At 47.2% G+C, this 18687-nt stretch carries 14 protein-coding genes and 3 tRNA genes; all 17 read left to right on the plus strand.

All coding sequences use genetic code 11. The features are described from left to right. The first annotated feature begins 37 nt into the window (after positions 1-37). The 17 genes from ACYQ4O_RS10775 to rpsJ all read left to right on the plus strand — a co-directional run bounded on the left by ACYQ4O_RS10775 (position 38) and on the right by rpsJ (position 18522). Positions 38-111, plus strand: a tRNA-Gly gene (locus ACYQ4O_RS10775). A gap of 2 nt (positions 112-113) precedes the next feature. Continuing rightward, positions 114-188, plus strand: a tRNA-Thr gene (locus ACYQ4O_RS10780). A 57-nt stretch (positions 189-245) separates the two neighbouring features. Beyond that, a complete protein-coding gene (tuf, locus tag ACYQ4O_RS10785) occupies positions 246-1436 on the plus strand; it encodes an elongation factor Tu (RefSeq protein WP_066594855.1) in 1191 nt (396 codons plus the stop codon). A 12-nt stretch (positions 1437-1448) separates the two neighbouring features. After that, positions 1449-1524, plus strand: a tRNA-Trp gene (locus ACYQ4O_RS10790). A gap of 67 nt (positions 1525-1591) precedes the next feature. Continuing rightward, positions 1592-1960 (plus strand): preprotein translocase subunit SecE, encoded by a 369-nt coding sequence (gene secE / locus ACYQ4O_RS10795; RefSeq protein WP_460175580.1) that lies wholly within the window; start codon positions 1592-1594, stop codon positions 1958-1960. Positions 1961-1969: 9 nt separating this feature from the next. Continuing rightward, positions 1970-2512 (plus strand): transcription termination/antitermination protein NusG, encoded by a 543-nt coding sequence (nusG, locus tag ACYQ4O_RS10800; protein ID WP_460175581.1) that lies wholly within the window; start codon positions 1970-1972, stop codon positions 2510-2512. Between the two features lie 89 nt (positions 2513-2601). Continuing rightward, positions 2602-3036 (plus strand): 50S ribosomal protein L11, encoded by a 435-nt coding sequence (gene rplK / locus ACYQ4O_RS10805; protein WP_066594862.1) that lies wholly within the window; start codon positions 2602-2604, stop codon positions 3034-3036. After that, entirely contained in the window at positions 3036-3728 is a 693-nt protein-coding gene (gene rplA / locus ACYQ4O_RS10810) for a 50S ribosomal protein L1 (RefSeq protein ID WP_460175582.1), read from the plus strand. The genes rplK and rplA overlap by 1 nt, the downstream gene beginning before the upstream one ends. Before the next feature lie 239 nt (positions 3729-3967). Then, entirely contained in the window at positions 3968-4495 is a 528-nt protein-coding gene (rplJ, locus tag ACYQ4O_RS10815; protein WP_066594866.1) for a 50S ribosomal protein L10, read from the plus strand. Positions 4496-4542: 47 nt separating this feature from the next. Continuing rightward, positions 4543-4920, plus strand: coding sequence for a 50S ribosomal protein L7/L12 (gene rplL, locus ACYQ4O_RS10820; RefSeq protein WP_460175583.1), 378 nt, complete (start codon positions 4543-4545; stop codon positions 4918-4920). A gap of 227 nt (positions 4921-5147) precedes the next feature. Then, the gene (gene rpoB / locus ACYQ4O_RS10825) at positions 5148-9272 is read left to right on the plus strand and encodes a DNA-directed RNA polymerase subunit beta (RefSeq protein ID WP_460175584.1); all 4125 of its coding nucleotides are present in this window, start codon (positions 5148-5150) and stop codon (positions 9270-9272) included. Then, positions 9273-13508, plus strand: coding sequence for a DNA-directed RNA polymerase subunit beta' (gene rpoC / locus ACYQ4O_RS10830; protein ID WP_460175585.1), 4236 nt, complete (start codon positions 9273-9275; stop codon positions 13506-13508). Positions 13509-13808: 300 nt separating this feature from the next. Continuing rightward, the gene (rpsL, locus tag ACYQ4O_RS10835; RefSeq protein WP_066594870.1) at positions 13809-14186 is read left to right on the plus strand and encodes a 30S ribosomal protein S12; all 378 of its coding nucleotides are present in this window, start codon (positions 13809-13811) and stop codon (positions 14184-14186) included. Positions 14187-14290: 104 nt separating this feature from the next. Next, a complete protein-coding gene (gene rpsG, locus ACYQ4O_RS10840; RefSeq protein ID WP_066594871.1) occupies positions 14291-14764 on the plus strand; it encodes a 30S ribosomal protein S7 in 474 nt (157 codons plus the stop codon). A gap of 49 nt (positions 14765-14813) precedes the next feature. Next, positions 14814-16916, plus strand: coding sequence for an elongation factor G (fusA, locus tag ACYQ4O_RS10845; RefSeq protein WP_460175586.1), 2103 nt, complete (start codon positions 14814-14816; stop codon positions 16914-16916). A 39-nt stretch (positions 16917-16955) separates the two neighbouring features. Further along, positions 16956-18146, plus strand: coding sequence for an elongation factor Tu (gene tuf, locus ACYQ4O_RS10850; protein WP_460175587.1), 1191 nt, complete (start codon positions 16956-16958; stop codon positions 18144-18146). A 64-nt stretch (positions 18147-18210) separates the two neighbouring features. Continuing rightward, positions 18211-18522 (plus strand): 30S ribosomal protein S10, encoded by a 312-nt coding sequence (gene rpsJ / locus ACYQ4O_RS10855; protein ID WP_066594877.1) that lies wholly within the window; start codon positions 18211-18213, stop codon positions 18520-18522. Positions 18523-18687: the final 165 nt, after the last annotated feature.

Here is an 18687-nt window from a genome sequence, read left to right on the forward strand (position 1 = left end):
TCTGAGTTGAAACTAAAGTAACTTCGGTTGTAGTTTCGCGGGTGTAGCTCAATGGTAGAGCAGAAGCCTTCCAAGCTTACGACGAGGGTTCGATTCCCTTCACCCGCTCCATCGCCCATGTGGCTCAGTGGTAGAGCACTCCCTTGGTAAGGGAGAGGTCACGCGTTCAATCCGCGTCATGGGCACCAGATTTATATACGAGATTTTTTAATTTTTCTGCAAAAGGCAGAATTCAGGAGCTACACATGGCAAAAGAAAAATATGAGCGTACCAAGCCTCATGTTAACGTAGGCACCATCGGTCACGTTGACCATGGTAAGACAACTCTTACAGCTGCTATTACTTCCGTTCTTTCTCAGAAGTTCGGCGGTGAAGCAAAAGCATACGACCAGATCGATGCAGCTCCTGAAGAAAAAGCTCGTGGTATTACCATTAATACAGCTCACGTTGAATACGAAACAGAACATCGTCACTACGCTCACGTAGACTGCCCGGGCCACGCTGACTATGTTAAGAACATGATTACCGGTGCTGCTCAGATGGACGGCGCTATTTTGGTTGTTTCCGCAGCTGACGGTCCTATGCCTCAGACACGTGAACACATCCTTCTTGCCCGTCAGGTAGGTGTACCTTACATCATCGTTTACATGAACAAGTGCGACTTGGTTGACGATGAAGAACTTCTCGAATTGGTTGAAATGGAAGTTCGCGAATTGTTGAGCAACTACGACTTCCCAGGCGATGATATTCCAATCATCAAGGGTTCTGCTCGTATGGCTCTTGACGGCGACAAAGGTCCGATGGGCGAACAGTCCATTCTTAAGTTGGCTGACACACTTGACAGCTACATTCCGACACCGGAACGTGCTATCGACCAGCCATTCCTTATGCCTGTTGAAGACGTATTCTCCATCTCCGGCCGCGGTACAGTAGTTACCGGCCGTGTAGAACGCGGTGTAATCAAAGTTGGCGACGAAATCGAAATCGTTGGTCTTCGTCCGACAGCTAAGACAACATGCACAGGCGTTGAAATGTTCCGTAAGCTTCTTGACCAGGGTCAGGCAGGCGACAACGTCGGTATTCTTCTCCGCGGTACAAAGCGTGAAGAAGTTGAACGCGGACAGGTATTGGCCAAACCAGGCACAATCACACCTCATACTGAATTCCAGGCTGAAGTGTACGTATTGAGCAAGGAAGAAGGCGGCCGTCACACACCGTTCTTCAAAGGCTATCGTCCACAGTTCTACTTCCGTACAACAGACGTAACAGGCACAATCCAATTGCCGGAAGGCGTTGAAATGGTTATGCCAGGCGACAACATCCGTATGGACGTTCAGTTGATCGCTCCGATCGCTATGGAAGAAGGTCTTCGTTTCGCTATTCGTGAAGGCGGCCACACAGTAGGTGCTGGTGTTGTCTCCAAGATCGAAGGCTAATAACAAAATATTAGGGGTATAGCTCAATTGGCAGAGCGACGGTCTCCAAAACCGTAGGTTGAGGGTTCGATTCCTTCTGCCCCTGCCACTAAAAAACACCGCGATCCCTTAGTGGATCGCGGTTTGTTTACCGGGAAACCGGTGAGAGATAAAGAATGAGTACGCAAAACGCAAAGCCGGTAGAGTCTAAGAGTGGAGTCGCTTTAATGGCAGTGGCAATTGTCATTGCATTAAGCGGTGTTTTCGCTTTTGCTCTTCTTGCTGATCAGCCGACTTTAGTAAGAGTTGGTGTTCTTCTTGGCTGCATTCTCGTCGGTGCAGTTATTGGTTGGTTTAGCGCACCTGGTAAAGAGTTCGCAGCTTACTGCAAAGCCTCTTACGAAGAACTGCGCAGAGTAGTCTGGCCAACCAGAAAAGAAACAGTGAACACAACAGGTATCGTATGTGCTTTCGTTGTCGTTGTTGCTTTCTTCCTTTTCTTGGTTGATTCTCTTATCGATTTGGCTCTCCGTTTGCTTATCTAGGAGACAAAGATGACAGGCGATAAAAAGTGGTACGTTGTTCATACGTACTCTGGAATGGAAAAAAGTGCTGAAACAGCACTTAGAGACAGAATCAAAAGGGCCGGTTTAGAAGACGCTTTTGATGAAATCCTTGTCCCGACCGAAGATGTTTCCGAAGTAAAGGACGGAAAAAAACGTGTGTCTACACGTCGTATGTACTCCGGATACATATTTGTTAACATGTTAATGAACGACGAGACTTGGCATTTAGTCAAAAATACGCCTAGAATAACGGGCTTTCTCGGTGGTTCTGCAAACAGACCTACTCCGCTTCCAACTAAAGAGATTGAAGAAATCAAAAAGAGAATGGAAGATAGAACAGACACACCAAGACCTCGCTTCCAGTTTGAGGTTGGTGAAGAAGTTCGAATCACTACCGGTCCGTTTGCTGATTTCGAAGGCTATATCGACGAAGTCAGTTACGAGAAAAACAAACTTGTGGTTATTGTTTCAATCTTCAGCCGTGATACGCCTGTTGAATTGGCCTTTAACGAAGTTGAAAAGATTTCCTAGTATTTATTTCTTAGTCCGGGAATAAATACGTTTTTTGTGGACTTTACCTCGGGGAGCTCGTCAGAGCGTCTTACCCGTAAGGAAAATAAATGGCAAAGAAAATTGTAGGCTTTATTAAGCTTCAAGTGCCGGCAGGAAAGGCTAATCCTTCTCCTCCGATTGGTCCGGCTTTAGGTCAGCGTGGCCTCAACATTATGGAATTCTGCAAGGCATTTAATGCCAAGACTCAAGGTGTTGAACCTGGTCTCCCAATTCCGGTTGTGATCACAGCTTACGCCGACAAGAGCTTCACATTCATTATGAAGACTCCTCCGGCCACAATCTTGATCAAGAAAGCCGCTAAGATTCAAAAGGGTTCCGCACGCCCTCATACTGACAAAGTAGGCAAAATCACTCGTGCACAGGCAGAAGAAATCGCTAAGACAAAAATGCCTGACTTGACCGCTGCTGATATGGACGCCGCTGTGCGTACAATCGCTGGAAGCGCACGTTCCATGGGTATTACGGTTGAAGGAGTGAAATAATGGCAAAACTTGGAAAGCGTGAAAAAGAGAACAACTCCAAAGTTGAAGCTCAGAAATTCTATTCCATCAACGAAGCTCTCGAATTAGTTAAAGCTCTTGCTAACGCTAAGTTCGACGAATCCGTTGACGTTGCCGTTCAGCTCGGTATCGATCCTCGTAAGAGCGACCAGGCTGTTCGCGGTGCAGTTGTTATGCCTGCCGGTACAGGCAAGACAGTTAGAGTTGCTGTTTTCGCTGCCGGTGCTGCTGCTGAAGCTGCAGAAGAAGCCGGTGCTGATGTTGTCGGTTTGGAAGACCTCGTTGCTTCCGTTAAAGGCGGCAACCTCGACTTCGACGTCGTTATTGCTGAACCAAGCGCTATGCGCTTTGTCGGTCAGTTAGGTCAGATCCTCGGTCCACGCGGATTGATGCCTAACCCGAAAGTCGGAACCGTTACACCGAATGTTGCTCAAGCTGTTAAGAATGCTAAAGCAGGTCAAGTACAGTTTAGAGCTGATAAAGCTGGTATTATCCACGCCCCAATCGGCCGTGCTTCTTTCGAAGCCGACAAATTGTTGGTTAACGTCAAGGCTCTTATCGAAGCTTTGAACAAAGCTAAACCAGCTTCATCTAAAGGTGTTTACCTCCGTAAGCTTGCTGTCTCTTCAACCATGGGCCCTGGCGTCAAGGTTGATGTTCAGACACTTGCTTAATAGGTATTCACTTTTTTAAGTAAAGAACTTTGGGTTACAGTCTCTCAGGAGACTGTAGCTATCAAAGACCGCCGGAAGGTGTCAACCCTTAAATAACATTAGTTGTCCGGCGCAGATGGCAACCGAAGAGAGATTCTGCGTTGTGTCCTCCGTAGGAGGCAGAATTGTTAGGCTCTCGGAGCGAGCCGGTTATGTTGAACCGGTGCTGATTTATTCAGCACCTCTGAGTGGAGCAGACCATGGGTCTTAATAGACAAGAAAAGGCTGACATGATCAAAGAAATCAGCGAAATCGTAGCTGATACTGAAGGTCTTGTTATTGCTGAATTCCGTGGGCTGACCGTAGATGCAGCTACTCAATTACGTGCTGAAGCACGTAAAAAAGGTGTGAAGTTGCGTGTACTTAAGAACACTCTGGCTAGAAGAGCTGTTCAGGGAACTCCTTTCGAAGGACTTGCCGATCAATTCGTCGGTCCTCTCGTTTATGGCTTCTCTGCTGATCCAGTTTCAGCTGCCAAAGTGATGTCTGACTTTGCTAAGACAAATCAAAAGCTTGTCATCAAAGCCGGTGCAATGCCTAACAGCGTCCTTGATGTTGAAGGTGTTAAGCAGTTGGCCTCTATGCCGAGCAGAGAAGAACTCTTGGCTAAGTTGATGGCCACTATGAACGAACCTGTTGCTAAGTTCGTACGTACACTCAATGAAGTACCTGCACGTTTGACAAGAACAGTTGCTGCAGTGCGCGATGCCAAACAGGCCGCTGCCTGATTTTGAATTAAATTTTTTATTTATACACAACGTATTTGGAGTTAAAAATGGCTTTGTCCAAAGAAGAAATCCTTGACGCAATTGCGTCCATGTCCGTTCTCGAAGTTTCCGAACTCATCAAGATGATGGAAGACAAGTTCGGTGTTTCCGCTGCTGCTGCCGCTGTTGCAGTTGCCGCTCCTGCTGCTGGTGCTGCTGCTCCTGCAGAAGAAAAGACTGAATTCGATGTAGTTCTTTCTGAAATCGGTGCCAACAAGGTTGCTACAATTAAGGCCGTTCGTGAATTGACAGGTCTTGGCTTGAAAGAAGCTAAAGAACTCGTAGAATCCGCTCCTAAGGCTGTTAAGGAAGGCTTGCCAAAGGCTGAAGCTGAAGAAGCTAAGAAGAAACTCGAAGCAGCTGGTGCTAAGGTTGAATTGAAGTAATTCTTCATATATAATGTCCGACTCCGTTGATTTTACGGGGTCGGAGTTTAGAATCCTTCGTATGTGTCTGATTTTAAAGATATATACGAAGTCTTCTAAAGACTGTAGTTACAAGACAAATTGAAAATTGCCGCGCAGAGAGTCCCAATAAAGGGACTCGGCGTGGCTATTCGTGTCTTGTGTTTACGGATTTAGGAATTTTACTGTCTCTTCCGAACGGAGTGTTCATGTCGTACTCGTTCACTGAAAAGAAGCGCATCCGGAAAAGCTTTGCAAAGCGTCCGAGCGTGCTTGAAGTGCCCTCTTTGCTTGAAACTCAATTGCATTCCTATCGCGAGTTCCTTCAGCAGGATGTACCGGCTGCTGAGCGTCGTGATGAAGGCTTGCAAGGAGCTTTCACTTCCATTTTCCCTATCACTAGCCACAATGGTTTGGCAAGGCTTGAATTCCAAGAATACGTTCTCTATGAACCTATTTTTGACGTCGCAGAATGCCAGCTTCGTGGCTTAAATTATTGCTCAAGACTTCGCGCAAAAGTTCGCTTAGTCATCTTCGACAGAGATTCTCCTAAACAAAGTTCTGTAAAGGAAGTCAGAGAGTCCGAAGTATACATGGGCGAAATCCCATTGATGACGAACAAAGGCTCTTTCATCATCAACGGTACAGAACGTGTCATCGTTTCTCAGTTGCACCGTTCTCCCGGAGTGTTCTTTGAACATGATAAAGGTAAAACACATAGTTCGGGTAAAAAATTATTCAGTGCTCGGATTATCCCCTACCGTGGTTCTTGGTTAGACTTCGAATTCGACGCTAAAGACATTCTGCATTTCCGTATCGACCGCAGACGTAAGATGCCTGGCACCATTATGCTTAAGGCACTTGGTATGACACCGGAAAGCATTTTGGCCCAGTTCTACGACTTTGATAAGTTCCGTATGACTCCGGGCGGTTACGCGATGGCTATCGTTCCTTCCCGTCTTCGCGGCGAAGTCGCTCGTTTCGACATCACAGACAAAGACGGCAAAGTTGTCGTTGCTAAAGATAAAAGAATCAACGCTAAGCACGTCAGAGATATCGAAAAATTAGGTATTACTGAACTTCAGGTTCCGGAAGATTTCTTGATCGGCAAAGTTCTTGCTAAGAACATTTACGATGAGGATACCGGTGAAATTATTGCTAATGCCAACGAAGAAATCACTGAGAAACTTCTCGAAGTTTTCAAGGAAAAAGGCATCCTCGATTTCGAAACTCTCTATATCAACGAGTTGAATCGCGGTCCATACATTTCCGATACCCTTCGTTTAGACGAAACACCGGATCAGCTTTCTGCCAGAGTGGCTATCTACAGAATGATGCGTCCGGGCGAACCCCCGACAGAAGAAGCTGTTGAAACACTCTTCCGCCGTCTGTTCTTCGATAACGAAACATACGATTTGTCCAAAGTCGGCCGTATGAAGATCAATTCCCGTTTCGAACGAGGAACTGAACAAGGTCCGATGACATTGGAACCGGAAGACATTATCGACACCATGAAGCTTATTGTTAAGCTCCGTAACGGTGAAGGTACAGTAGACGATATCGACCACTTAGGAAATCGTCGTGTCCGCTGCGTCGGTGAATTGACAGAAAACCAATTCAGAGCCGGTCTGGTTAGAGTTGAACGTGCCGTTAAGGAAAGATTGGGTCAAGCTGAATCCGATAATTTAATGCCGCATGACTTGATCAACAGCAAGCCGATCAGTGCCTCCATTCGTGAATTCTTTGGCTCCTCTCAGTTGAGCCAGTTTATGGATCAGACAAATCCATTGTCTGAAATCACTCATAAGAGAAGAATTTCCGCTTTGGGTCCCGGCGGCTTGACTCGTGAAAGAGCAGGCTTCGAAGTTCGAGACGTTCATCCGACTCACTACGGCCGTGTTTGCCCGATTGAAACTCCTGAAGGTCCGAACATTGGTTTGATCAACTCTCTGGCTCTTTATGCGAGATTGAACGACTATGGTTTCTTAGAAACCCCGTACCGTAAGGTGATTGACGGTAAAGTAACAAACGAAATTGCGTACTTATCTGCAATCGACGAAGGCAACTACATTATTGCTCAGGCTAACGCATCTTTGGATTCCGAAGGTAATTTGACTGACGAACTCGTCAGCTGCCGTGACAAAGGTGAATTCGTTCTTATGCGTCCGGAAAGAGTCCAGTATATGGACGTTGCTCCGGCTCAGATCGTTTCTGTTGCTGCCTCTTTGATTCCGTTCCTTGAACACGATGACGCAAACCGCGCTTTGATGGGTTCCAACATGCAGCGTCAGGGTGTGCCTTGCTTGCGTCCTGAAAAACCCGTTGTCGGTACTGGTATTGAGAGAACAGTAGCCGTCGATTCCGGAACAACCGTTCGCGCAGAAAGAGGCGGTATCGTTGATTCCGTTGATGCTAATCGTATTGTTGTCCGTGTCAATGACGACGAGAACGTTGTAGGCAGAGTAGGTGTTGATATCTACAACTTGCAGAAATTCACCCGTTCTAACCAAGGCACTAATATTAATCAGCGTCCTATCGTTAACCCCGGCGATAAAATTTCCAAGGGTGACGTAATCGCTGACGGCGCTTCTACTGACTTAGGTGAACTTGCTCTCGGTCAGAACATGATTGTCGCCTTCATGCCATGGAACGGCTATAACTACGAAGACTCTGTGATGGTCAGCGAAAAGGTTGTCGCAGACGATAGATATTCTTCCATCCATATCGAAGAACTCACAGTTTCTGCCCGTGACACTAAGCTCGGCAATGAAGAAATCACTCGCGATATTTCCAACTTGAGTGAAAACCAAATTAACCGTCTTGACGAATCCGGTATCGTTTATATCGGAGCTGAAGTTAAGGCAGGCGATGTGTTGGTTGGTAAGGTAACACCGAAGGGTGAGACTACACTTACCGCTGAAGAAAAACTCTTGAAGGCGATCTTCGGTGAAAAAGCCAGCGATGTCAAAGATACGTCTTTGCGTGTTCCAAGCGGCATGGTTGGTACCGTTATCGACGTTCAAGTCTTCACAAGAGAAGGCATCGAAAGAGACAAACGTGCTCAGTCTATCATTGACGAAGCATTGAAGCGTTATAGAACAAACTTAAACGATCAGCTTCGTATCGTTGAAAACGATGCATTCGAACGTTTGAGCCGTCAGTTAGTTGGCGCAGTTGCTCAGGGCGGTGCTAACGGTTTGACCAAGAACAAGAAGATCACCCAGGAATATCTTGACAACACAAATCCGCATTTGTGGTTCGATATTCGCTTAGCAGACGGCGAACTTCAGAAAGTTCTCGAAGACGTTCGTGTTTCTCTTGATGAAAAGAGAAAAGAATTCAACGCAGCTTTCGAAGAAAAGAAGAAGAAACTCACACAAGGTGATGAGCTTCCGGCCGGCGTTCAGAAGATGGTTAAGGTTTACATCGCTGTCAAACGCAGACTGCAGCCTGGCGATAAGATGGCCGGCCGTCACGGTAACAAGGGTGTGGTTTCTCGTATTACCCGTGTGGAAGATATGCCGTACATGGCCGACGGACGTCCTGTCGACATCGTTTTGAACCCGTTGGGCGTTCCTTCCCGTATGAACATCGGTCAGGTTCTTGAAGTTCACTTGGGTTGGGCAGCTTTCGGCTTGGGCTGGAGAATTGAAGAAATGCTCAAGCAGGAGAGAACCAAGCAGGTTGGTCAGTTAAGAGAATTCTTGGCTGAAATTTACAACCGCAGCGGTAAGAAGGAAGATTTGGATTCCTTAACTGATGACGAAATCATCGATCTTGCTAAGCATTTAAGAAAGGGCGTTCCATTTGCAACCCCGGTTTTCGACGGTGCCAGCGAAGAAGATATTAAGGAAATGCTGAACTTAGCCTTCCCTGATGAAACTGCTAAGAAACTGCAGCTGACCCCATCCAAGACACAGGCTCAGTTGTTTGACGGCAGAACAGGCGAACCGTTTGACAGACCGGTTACCGTTGGTGTTATGCACTATCTCAAGCTGCACCACTTGGTTGACGATAAGATGCATGCCCGTTCAACCGGACCTTACTCTTTGGTTACACAACAGCCGTTAGGCGGTAAGGCACAGTTCGGTGGTCAGAGATTCGGTGAAATGGAAGTCTGGGCTTTGGAAGCTTACGGTGCCAGCTATGTTCTTCAGGAAATGCTGACTGTGAAGTCTGACGACGTTACAGGCCGTACAAAACTTTACGAAAACATTGTTAAGGGTGACCAAGTTATTGATGCCGGTATGCCGGAATCTTTCAATGTGTTGGTTAAAGAAATTCGTTCACTCGGTATCGACATCGATCTTCACCGAGACAAGGATACAAAGTAAATGACAATACCTTTACATTCTCTATTCAGCAAAGTTGAACAGGACGAACCGTTTGACGCAATCAAAATCGGTATTGCGTCTCCTGAAAAGATTCGTTCCTGGTCCTATGGTGAAGTCAAAAAACCCGAAACAATTAACTATAGAACTTTCAAACCGGAACGCGACGGTTTGTTCTGTGCAAAGATTTTCGGGCCGGTAAAAGACTACGAATGTCTTTGCGGAAAATATAAGAGACTTAAGCATCAGGGCGTCATCTGCGAAAAATGCGGCGTCGAAGTCACATTGTCTAAAGTCAGACGTGAACGCATGGGCCATATCGAATTGGCCAGCCCTGTTGCTCACATTTGGTTTTTAAAGAGCTTGCCTTCCCGTATGGGTATGGTTCTCGATATTCCATTGAGAGATATCGAAAGAGTACTTTACTTCGAAGCTTATATCGTTGTTGACCCAGGCATGACTGAGCTCAAACGCGGCCAGTTGATGACTGAAGACGACTACTTTGCTAAGACTGAAGAATACGGTGATGAATTCAAGGCAATGATGGGAGCAGAAGCTATCCGTGAATTGCTTTCTTCCATCAATATCGATGAAGAAGTTCACACCCTTCGTCAGGAACTGCAGGAAACAACTTCTGAAGCTAAGCTCAAGAAGATTGCTAAACGTTTGAAGGTCTTGGAAGGATTCCAACGTTCCGGTATCAAACCGGAATGGATGGTTATGGAAGTCCTCCCGGTTCTTCCTCCGGATCTTCGTCCGTTGGTTCCATTGGACGGCGGCAGATTCGCTACCAGTGATTTGAACGATCTCTACAGAAGAGTTATTAACCGTAATAACCGCTTGAAGAAGCTGCTCGAGCTCAAAGCTCCGGATATTATCGTCCGCAACGAAAAGCGTATGCTTCAGGAAGCTGTTGACTCTCTGCTTGATAACGGCAGACGCGGCAAGGCAATGTCCGGCCCGTCTAAGCGTCCGCTTAAATCCTTGGCTGACATGATCAAGGGTAAAGGCGGCCGCTTCCGTCAGAACTTGTTGGGTAAACGTGTTGACTACTCCGGACGTTCCGTTATTACCGTCGGCCCGTACCTCAAACTGCACCAATGCGGTCTTCCGAAGCTGATGGCTCTTGAATTATTCAAGCCGTTCATCTTCAACAAGTTAGAAAGCCGCGGTTTAGCTACAACCATCAAAGCAGCTAAGAAGATGGTTGAAAACCAAGAACCGGTAGTTTGGGATATTCTTGAAGAGGTCATTTATGAGCATCCGGTTATGCTTAACCGTGCTCCGACTCTTCACAGACTCGGTATTCAAGCTTTCGAACCGCTTTTGATTGAAGGTAAAGCTATCCAGCTCCATCCGCTCGTTTGCGCAGCGTTCAACGCTGACTTCGACGGTGACCAGATGGCTGTTCACGTACCGCTTTCTTTGGAAGCCCAATTAGAAGCCCGCTCTTTGATGTTGGCCTCCAACAACGTGTTGTTCCCGGCTAACGGCGATCCATCCATCGTCCCATCTCAGGATATCGTGCTTGGTCTTTACTACTCCACTCGCTCCCGCATCAATGCGAAGGGTGAGGGTATGTTCTTTGCTGATATCGGGGAAGTTGAAAGAGCTTTAGCTAACAAGGTTATTGAACTTCAGACACGCTGCACGGTCAGAATTAAAGAGTACGATGTAGCTGAAGACGGAACAAAGACACCGCGCATAGTTCGTTATGAAACTACAGCCGGCCGTGCTTTGCTTTCAGAAATTCTTCCTCCGGGTCTTTCCTTCTCTGTTCTTAACAAGACTTTGAAGAAGAAAGAAATCGCCAAGTTGATTAACATGGCTTTCCGCCGCTGCGGCTTGAGAGAGACAGTTATCTTTGCTGACAAGCTCATGCAGAGAGGCTACCACCTGGCTACTATCGGCGGCTTATCTATCGCTATTGGCGACATGATTGTTCCGGAAGCTAAGAACAAGCTCGTTCACGAAGCAGAACAAGAAGTTAAAGAAATCGAAGCTCAGTACACATCCGGGCTTGTTACATCCGGCGAACGCTATAACAAGGTCGTTGATATTTGGGGTCGTACTTCCGACCAGGTCGGTAAGGTGATGATGGAAGAAATTTCCAAAGAACCTGTTATCGACCGTCACGGCAACAAGACAACACAAGAGTCTTTCAACTCCATCTACATGATGGCTGACTCCGGTGCTCGTGGTTCTGCTGCTCAGATTCGTCAGTTGGCCGGTATGCGTGGTTTGATGGCTAAACCGGACGGTTCCATTATTGAAACTCCGATTACCGCGAACTTCCGTGAAGGTTTGAACGTTTTGCAGTACTTCGTATCAACCCACGGTGCACGTAAAGGTTTGGCTGATACCGCTTTGAAGACCGCTAACTCCGGTTACTTGACACGTCGTCTCGTCGACGTTACTCAAGATTTGGTTGTTACGGAAGACGATTGCGGAACTCACCATGGCGTGATCATGAAAGCCTTGGTTGAAGGCGGTGACGTTGTTGAAGCTTTGGGCGATCGTGTTTTAGGACGTGTTGTTGCCCAGGACGTTCATAACCCGGATACACAGGAACTGGTATTCGAAGCCGGTCATCTCATTACTGAAGACGACGTCGAAACGATTACCAAGCTCGGCATTGATGAAATGATGGTCCGCACTCCGCTTACCTGCGAAACTCGCTATGGTCTTTGCGCTAAGTGCTACGGACGCGACCTTGGCCGTGGTACATTGGTTAATACCGGTGAGGCTGTTGGTGTCATCGCTGCCCAGTCCATTGGTGAACCGGGAACTCAGTTGACAATGCGTACCTTCCACATTGGTGGTGCCGCTTCCCGTACAGCTGTTGCCAGCAACGTTGAAACCAAGTCAGCTGGTACTGTCCGTTTCACAAGCTCTATGAGATATGTGACAGGCGAAAAAGGAAATAAAGTTGTTATTTCCCGCTCCGGTGAAATCGTTATTGAAGGTGTTAACGGCCGCGAAAAAGAACGTCATAAGATTCCTTACGGCGCTAACTTGCTCGCTATTGACGGACAAGAAGTCAAGGTTGGTACAGAATTGGCCAACTGGGATCCGTTGACACGCCCGATCGTTACTGAATACGCCGGTGTCGTTAGATTTGCCAACGTTATCGACAACGTAACGGTTAAGAGCCAGGTTGATGAAGTTACAGGCTTAAGCTCTCTGGTTGTTATCGAAGGAAAACACTCTGCTTCCAGTAAGATTGGCCGTCCGATGATCCAGTTGTTGGACGACAACGGTGAACTCGTTAAGATTCCTGGAACAGAACACCCGGTAAGTATTCAATTGCCGGTAGGCGCTCTTATTACCGTTCATGACGGCGATAAAGCCAGCGTCGGTGACGTTTTAGCCAGAATTCCGACAGAAAGCCAGAAGACTCGTGATATTACCGGCGGTCTGCCGCGTGTTGCCGAGTTGTTCGAAGCTCGTTCTCCGAAGGATGCCGGTGTGTTGGCTGAAGCTAGCGGTACCGTTACTTTCGGTAAGGAAACTAAGGGCAAACAGCGCCTCATCATTACCGATACTGAAGGTAAGGAACATGAATTCCTTATTCCGAAGGACAAGACAATTCTGGTTCACGACGGTCAAGTTGTTCATAAGGGTGAAGTCATTGTCGACGGTCCTGCCGATCCGCATGACATTCTTCGCTTGAACGGTATCGAAGCTTTGGCTCGTTACGTTGTTGATGAAGTTCAGGACGTTTATCGTCTGCAAGGTGTGAAGATTAGTGATAAGCACATCGAAGTTATTGTTCGTCAGATGCTTAGAAGAGTCATCATTACTGATTCAGGCGATACTAAGTTCATCAACGGTGAACAGGTCGAACGCAGTGAAATGCTCGATGAAAATGAAAAGATGCTTGCTGAAGGCAAACGTCCGGCTGCCTACGATAATCTCCTCTTGGGTATTACAAAGGCCAGCTTGTCTACCGATTCGTTCATTTCCGCCGCTTCCTTCCAGGAAACAACTCGTGTTCTTACAGAAGCCGCTATTATGGGCAAACGTGATGAACTCAGAGGTCTGAAAGAAAACGTTATCGTCGGTCGCCTGATTCCTGCCGGTACTGGTCTTGCCTATCACAAGGCACGTCACCAGAAGGATCCTTTCCCATTCGATAATGAAATCGTAAATCATGACAGAATGTACGAAGATCCTAAGGAAAATTTGGTTAAGAGAGCCGAACCAGCGAATGCCATTGACCACACACTTACTAAGTAATTAGTAAAACCGTAGGGTAAGAAGAGAGCCGGGTGATGAGCCCGGCTTTCGTATTTTTGGAAAAAGATCACTCTGTAATTTTGTAAAAAAATTCTGAATCGTGAAATTCCTCTTTGAATTCATTTGACTTTTCAAAAAAAAAGAGTGAAAATACAGCACTTTTTGGAAACCCGCGACGGGATCCGCGTTCTTTGATAGGCTTTTCTGCCAGTTCTAAATGCGCGATCCGGCGCAGCTCCCCTAAAAGTATTTTTACTAACCTCCACTCATTGAGTGGTTTTTCTAATCGTTACGGACTATATGCCGACCATTAACCAATTAGTGCGTAAGCCTCGCGAGAGAGCTATCGAGAAGAGCAAGAGCCCTGCGCTCAAGAACTGCCCGCAGAAGCGCGGCGTTTGCACCCGTGTATACACAACAACTCCGAAGAAGCCAAACTCCGCTCTTCGTAAAGTTGCTAAGGTACGTTTGACCAACGGTATCGAAGTCATTTCTTACATCGGCGGTGAAGGCCACAACCTCCAGGAACACAGTGTTGTTCTTATTCGTGGCGGCCGTGTGAAAGACTTGCCAGGTGTTCGTTACCACGTTGTACGCGGTTCTCTTGATACACAAGGTGTCAAGGATCGTAAGCAATCTCGCTCCAAGTATGGCGCAAAGCGCCCCAAGAAGGCTTAACCGGCTCGCACCCGGGATACGGTCACTTTTTATGACCGAGTAAGTCGCAGTTCATTGGAATTGCAATATTTTTTTAACTGACTGAAGACAGAATTGAGGTAAAAATGCCCCGTCGTCGCGAAGTACCAAAACGTGAAGTATTACCAGATCCAAAGTTTGGTTCTGTAGAAATCACAAAATTCGTCAACATGATCATGCTTGACGGCAAGAAAGCCGTTGCAGAAAGAATCGTGTATGGCGCTTTAGAAGAAATTCAGACAAAGTCTGGAAAAGATCCATTAGAAGTATTTACAACCGCCCTGAACAATGTTCGCCCGTTGGTTGAAGTTAAGTCCCGCCGTGTTGGTGGTGCTAACTACCAGGTTCCGGTTGAAGTCCGCCCTGTTCGCCGTTTAGCTTTGGCTATGCGCTGGCTGCGCGAAGCCGCTAAAGGCAGAAGCGAAAAATCCATGCCGCAGCGTTTGGCTGGTGAGCTCATCGACGCTTCCGAAGGCCGTGGCGGCGCTATGAAGAAACGTGAAGAAGTCCATCGTATGGCTGAAGCCAACAAGGCCTTCTCTCATTTCCGTTTTAACTAATTTTAGTAACTGGGGAAGGGTCTCCTTCCCCTAATTAGAGGTAGATAACATGGCTCGTAAAACTCCGATTGAGCGCTATCGCAACATCGGTATTTCCGCCCACATTGACGCAGGAAAAACAACCACTACTGAACGTATTTTGTTCTACACCGGTGTAAACCATAAGATCGGCGAAGTTCATGATGGAGCCGCTACCATGGACTGGATGGAGCAGGAACAGGAACGTGGTATCACCATTACATCTGCTGCTACAACAGCCTTCTGGCGTGGTATGGACATGAACCATCCAGAACACCGTATCAACATCATTGATACCCCGGGACACGTTGACTTCACAGTTGAAGTTGAACGTTCCATGCGTGTTCTTGACGGTGCCTGCATGGTCTACTGTGCTGTAGGCGGTGTACAGCCTCAGTCTGAAACCGTTTGGCGTCAGGCTAACAAGTACAAAGTTCCACGTCTTGCTTTCGTAAACAAGATGGACCGCACTGGTGCAAATTTCTACAAAGTATTTGACCAGATGAAGTCCCGCCTTAAAGGTAATCCTGTACCTATCGTTATTCCAATCGGTGCTGAAGACACATTCAAAGGCGTTATCGATTTGGCTAAGATGAAAGCCATCATCTGGGACGAAGCTTCCCAAGGTATGAAGTTCGCTTTCGAAGAAATTCCTGCTGAATTGAAGGAAGAAGCCGAAAAGTGGCGCAGCTACATGGTTGAAGCAGCTGCTGAATCCAGCGAAGAATTGATGGATAAGTACCTCAATGACGGTGACCTCTCTGAAGCTGACATCATTAAAGGCTTGAGAACTCGTACAATCGCCGGCGAAATTCAGCCGATGCTTTGCGGTACAGCTTTCAAGAACAAAGGCGTTCAGAGAATGCTTGACGCTGTTATTGAACTGCTTCCAAGCCCGGTTGATATTCCTGATGTTGAAGGTATTGATCCGGATACAGACGAGCCTGCTACCAGAAAAGCTGACGACAAAGCTCCGTTCTCTTGCTTAGCATTCAAGATCATGACTGACCCGTATGTCGGCCAGCTCACCTTCTTGCGTGTTTACTCCGGCGTTGTTAACTCCGGCGATACAGTTCTTAACTCCGTCAAGAACAAGAAAGAAAGAATCGGCCGTTTGCTTCAGATGCACGCTAACGAACGTAAAGAAATCAAAGAAGTTCTTTCCGGCGACATCGCTGCTGCCGTTGGTCTTAAGGAAGTTACAACAGGCGACACACTGTGCTCTATCGAACATCCAATTATTCTCGAAAAAATGGAGTTCCCGGAACCGGTTATTTCTCAGGCTGTTGAACCCAAGACTAAAGCTGACCAGGAAAAGATGGGTCTTGCTTTGAATCGTTTGGCTCAGGAAGATCCTTCCTTCAGAGTTAAGACAGACGAAGAAAGCGGCCAGACCATTATTTCCGGTATGGGCGAACTTCACTTGGATATTCTCGTAGACCGTATGCGCAGAGAATTCAACGTTGAAGCTACAGTCGGCAAACCACAGGTTGCCTACCGTGAAACAATTCGCGGTGTTGCAGAAAACGCTGAAGCTAAGTTCGTTAAACAGTCCGGCGGCCGTGGTCAGTATGGTCACGTTGTTCTTAAGCTCGAACCAAATCCTGGCAAGGGTTATGAATTCGTTGACGCCATCAAGGGCGGTGTTGTTCCACGCGAGTACATCCCTGCTGTTGAAAAGGGTATCGAAGACACAATGAAGTCCGGCGTTCTCGCTGGCTACCCGGTTGTTGACGTTAAAGCCACATTGCATTTCGGTTCTTACCACGAAGTGGACTCCAACGAAAATGCATTTAAGATGGCCGGCTCCATGGCATTCAAGGAAGGTATGAGACAAGCTCAGCCAGTTCTTCTTGAACCAATTATGGCTGTTGAAGTTGAAACTCCTGAAGAAAAGATGGGCGACGTTATGGGCGACTTGTCCTCCCGCCGCGGCATGATTCAGGGTATGGAAGATCTTCCTGGCGGCGGAAAAGCTGTTAAGGCAGAAGTTCCACTGTCCGAAATGTTCGGTTATGCAACACAGTTGCGTTCCTTGACACAAGGCCGTGCTTCCTACACTATGGAATTCAAGCACTACGCTGAAGCTCCTAAGACAGTTGCCGAAGCAGTTATTGAAGCAAAAGCTAAGTAATTAAGTTTTAATCTAGATTTGATTTAAAAGGATCCAGAAATGGCAAAAGAAAAGTATGAACGTACCAAGCCCCACGTAAACGTTGGTACTATTGGTCACGTTGACCACGGTAAGACAACTCTTACAGCTGCTATTACTTCCGTTCTTTCTCAGAAGTTCGGCGGTGAAGCAAAAGCATACGACCAGATCGATGCTGCTCCTGAAGAAAAAGCTCGTGGTATTACTATTAACACAGCTCACGTTGAATACGAAACAGAACATCGTCACTACGCTCACGTAGACTGCCCGGGCCACGCTGACTATGTTAAGAACATGATTACCGGTGCTGCTCAGATGGACGGCGCTATTTTGGTTGTTTCCGCAGCTGACGGTCCTATGCCTCAGACACGTGAACACATCCTTCTTGCCCGTCAGGTAGGTGTACCTTACATCATCGTTTACATGAACAAGTGCGACTTGGTTGACGATGAAGAACTTCTCGAATTGGTTGAAATGGAAGTTCGCGAATTGTTGAGCAACTACGACTTCCCAGGCGATGATATTCCAATCATCAAGGGTTCTGCTCGTATGGCTCTTGACGGCGACAAAGGTCCGATGGGCGAACAGTCCATTCTTAAGTTGGCTGAAACACTTGACAGCTACATTCCGACACCGGAACGTGCTATCGACCAGCCATTCCTTATGCCTGTTGAAGACGTATTCTCCATCTCCGGCCGCGGTACAGTAGTTACCGGCCGTGTAGAACGCGGTGTAATTAAAGTTGGCGACGAAATCGAAATCGTTGGTCTTCGTCCGACAGCTAAGACAACATGCACAGGCGTTGAAATGTTCCGTAAGCTTCTTGACCAGGGTCAGGCAGGCGACAACGTCGGTATTCTTCTCCGCGGTACAAAGCGTGAAGAAGTTGAACGCGGACAGGTATTGGCCAAACCAGGCACAATCACACCTCATACTGAATTCCAGGCTGAAGTGTACGTATTGAGCAAGGAAGAAGGCGGCCGTCACACACCGTTCTTCAAAGGCTATCGTCCACAGTTCTACTTCCGTACAACAGACGTAACAGGCACAATCCAATTGCCGGAAGGCGTTGAAATGGTTATGCCGGGCGACAACATCCGCATGGACGTTCAGTTGATCGCTCCGATCGCTATGGAAGAAGGTCTTCGTTTCGCTATTCGTGAAGGCGGCCACACAGTTGGTGCTGGTGTTGTCTCCAAGATCGAAGGTTAATTTAGTCAAGTAATTTCGCGGGTCAGAAATGGCTTCTGACCCCTCGCTCTTTAAAGGATAAATAATGCAAAGCCAACGCATTCGTATTCGCCTCAAGGCATTTGATTACAAGTTGATCGATCAATCCGCTCTTGAGATTGTTGACACTGCCAAGAGAACAGGCGCTTTAGTTAGAGGTCCAGTTCCTCTTCCTACAAGAATTCAGCGCTTTGATATTCTCCGCAGCCCGCACGTCAACAAGACAAGCCGTGATCAGCTTGAAATCAGAACTCATCAAAGATTGATGGACATCATCGATCCGACTGACAAAACAGTTGACGCTTTGATGAAACTCGACTTGCCTGCTGGCGTCGATGTCGAAATTAAAGTTCAGTAATACTTGACTGAAACCGAGAGCCTCCATATTTATGGGGGCTTTTTTTCAGTGCGCGCAGCAGGGCGCCTTTCTTTAGGGTGTAAATCCCGAACCTGCCCGATGAGGGGAAGGGTTAGCGACTCGGCAAGGGTTTAACGGCGACGTTAAGTCTGAAGGAAGCTGATA

This window comes from Turicimonas sp. TL08, assembly GCF_054660695.1.

Excerpts from the sequence above, each read along its gene's own strand:
- tuf (WP_066594855.1), top strand. The coding sequence starts at position 246 with ATGGCAAAAGAAAAATATGAGCGTACCAAGCCTCATGTTAACGTAGGC.
- secE (WP_460175580.1), top strand. The coding sequence starts at position 1,592 with ATGAGTACGCAAAACGCAAAGCCGGTAGAGTCTAAGAGTGGAGTCGCT.
- nusG (WP_460175581.1), top strand. The coding sequence starts at position 1,970 with ATGACAGGCGATAAAAAGTGGTACGTTGTTCATACGTACTCTGGAATG.
- rplK (WP_066594862.1), top strand. The coding sequence starts at position 2,602 with ATGGCAAAGAAAATTGTAGGCTTTATTAAGCTTCAAGTGCCGGCAGGA.
- rplA (WP_460175582.1), top strand. The coding sequence starts at position 3,036 with ATGGCAAAACTTGGAAAGCGTGAAAAAGAGAACAACTCCAAAGTTGAA.
- rplJ (WP_066594866.1), top strand. The coding sequence starts at position 3,968 with ATGGGTCTTAATAGACAAGAAAAGGCTGACATGATCAAAGAAATCAGC.
- rplL (WP_460175583.1), top strand. The coding sequence starts at position 4,543 with ATGGCTTTGTCCAAAGAAGAAATCCTTGACGCAATTGCGTCCATGTCC.
- rpoB (WP_460175584.1), top strand. The coding sequence starts at position 5,148 with ATGTCGTACTCGTTCACTGAAAAGAAGCGCATCCGGAAAAGCTTTGCA.
- rpoC (WP_460175585.1), top strand. The coding sequence starts at position 9,273 with ATGACAATACCTTTACATTCTCTATTCAGCAAAGTTGAACAGGACGAA.
- rpsL (WP_066594870.1), top strand. The coding sequence starts at position 13,809 with ATGCCGACCATTAACCAATTAGTGCGTAAGCCTCGCGAGAGAGCTATC.
- rpsG (WP_066594871.1), top strand. The coding sequence starts at position 14,291 with ATGCCCCGTCGTCGCGAAGTACCAAAACGTGAAGTATTACCAGATCCA.
- fusA (WP_460175586.1), top strand. The coding sequence starts at position 14,814 with ATGGCTCGTAAAACTCCGATTGAGCGCTATCGCAACATCGGTATTTCC.
- tuf (WP_460175587.1), top strand. The coding sequence starts at position 16,956 with ATGGCAAAAGAAAAGTATGAACGTACCAAGCCCCACGTAAACGTTGGT.
- rpsJ (WP_066594877.1), top strand. The coding sequence starts at position 18,211 with ATGCAAAGCCAACGCATTCGTATTCGCCTCAAGGCATTTGATTACAAG.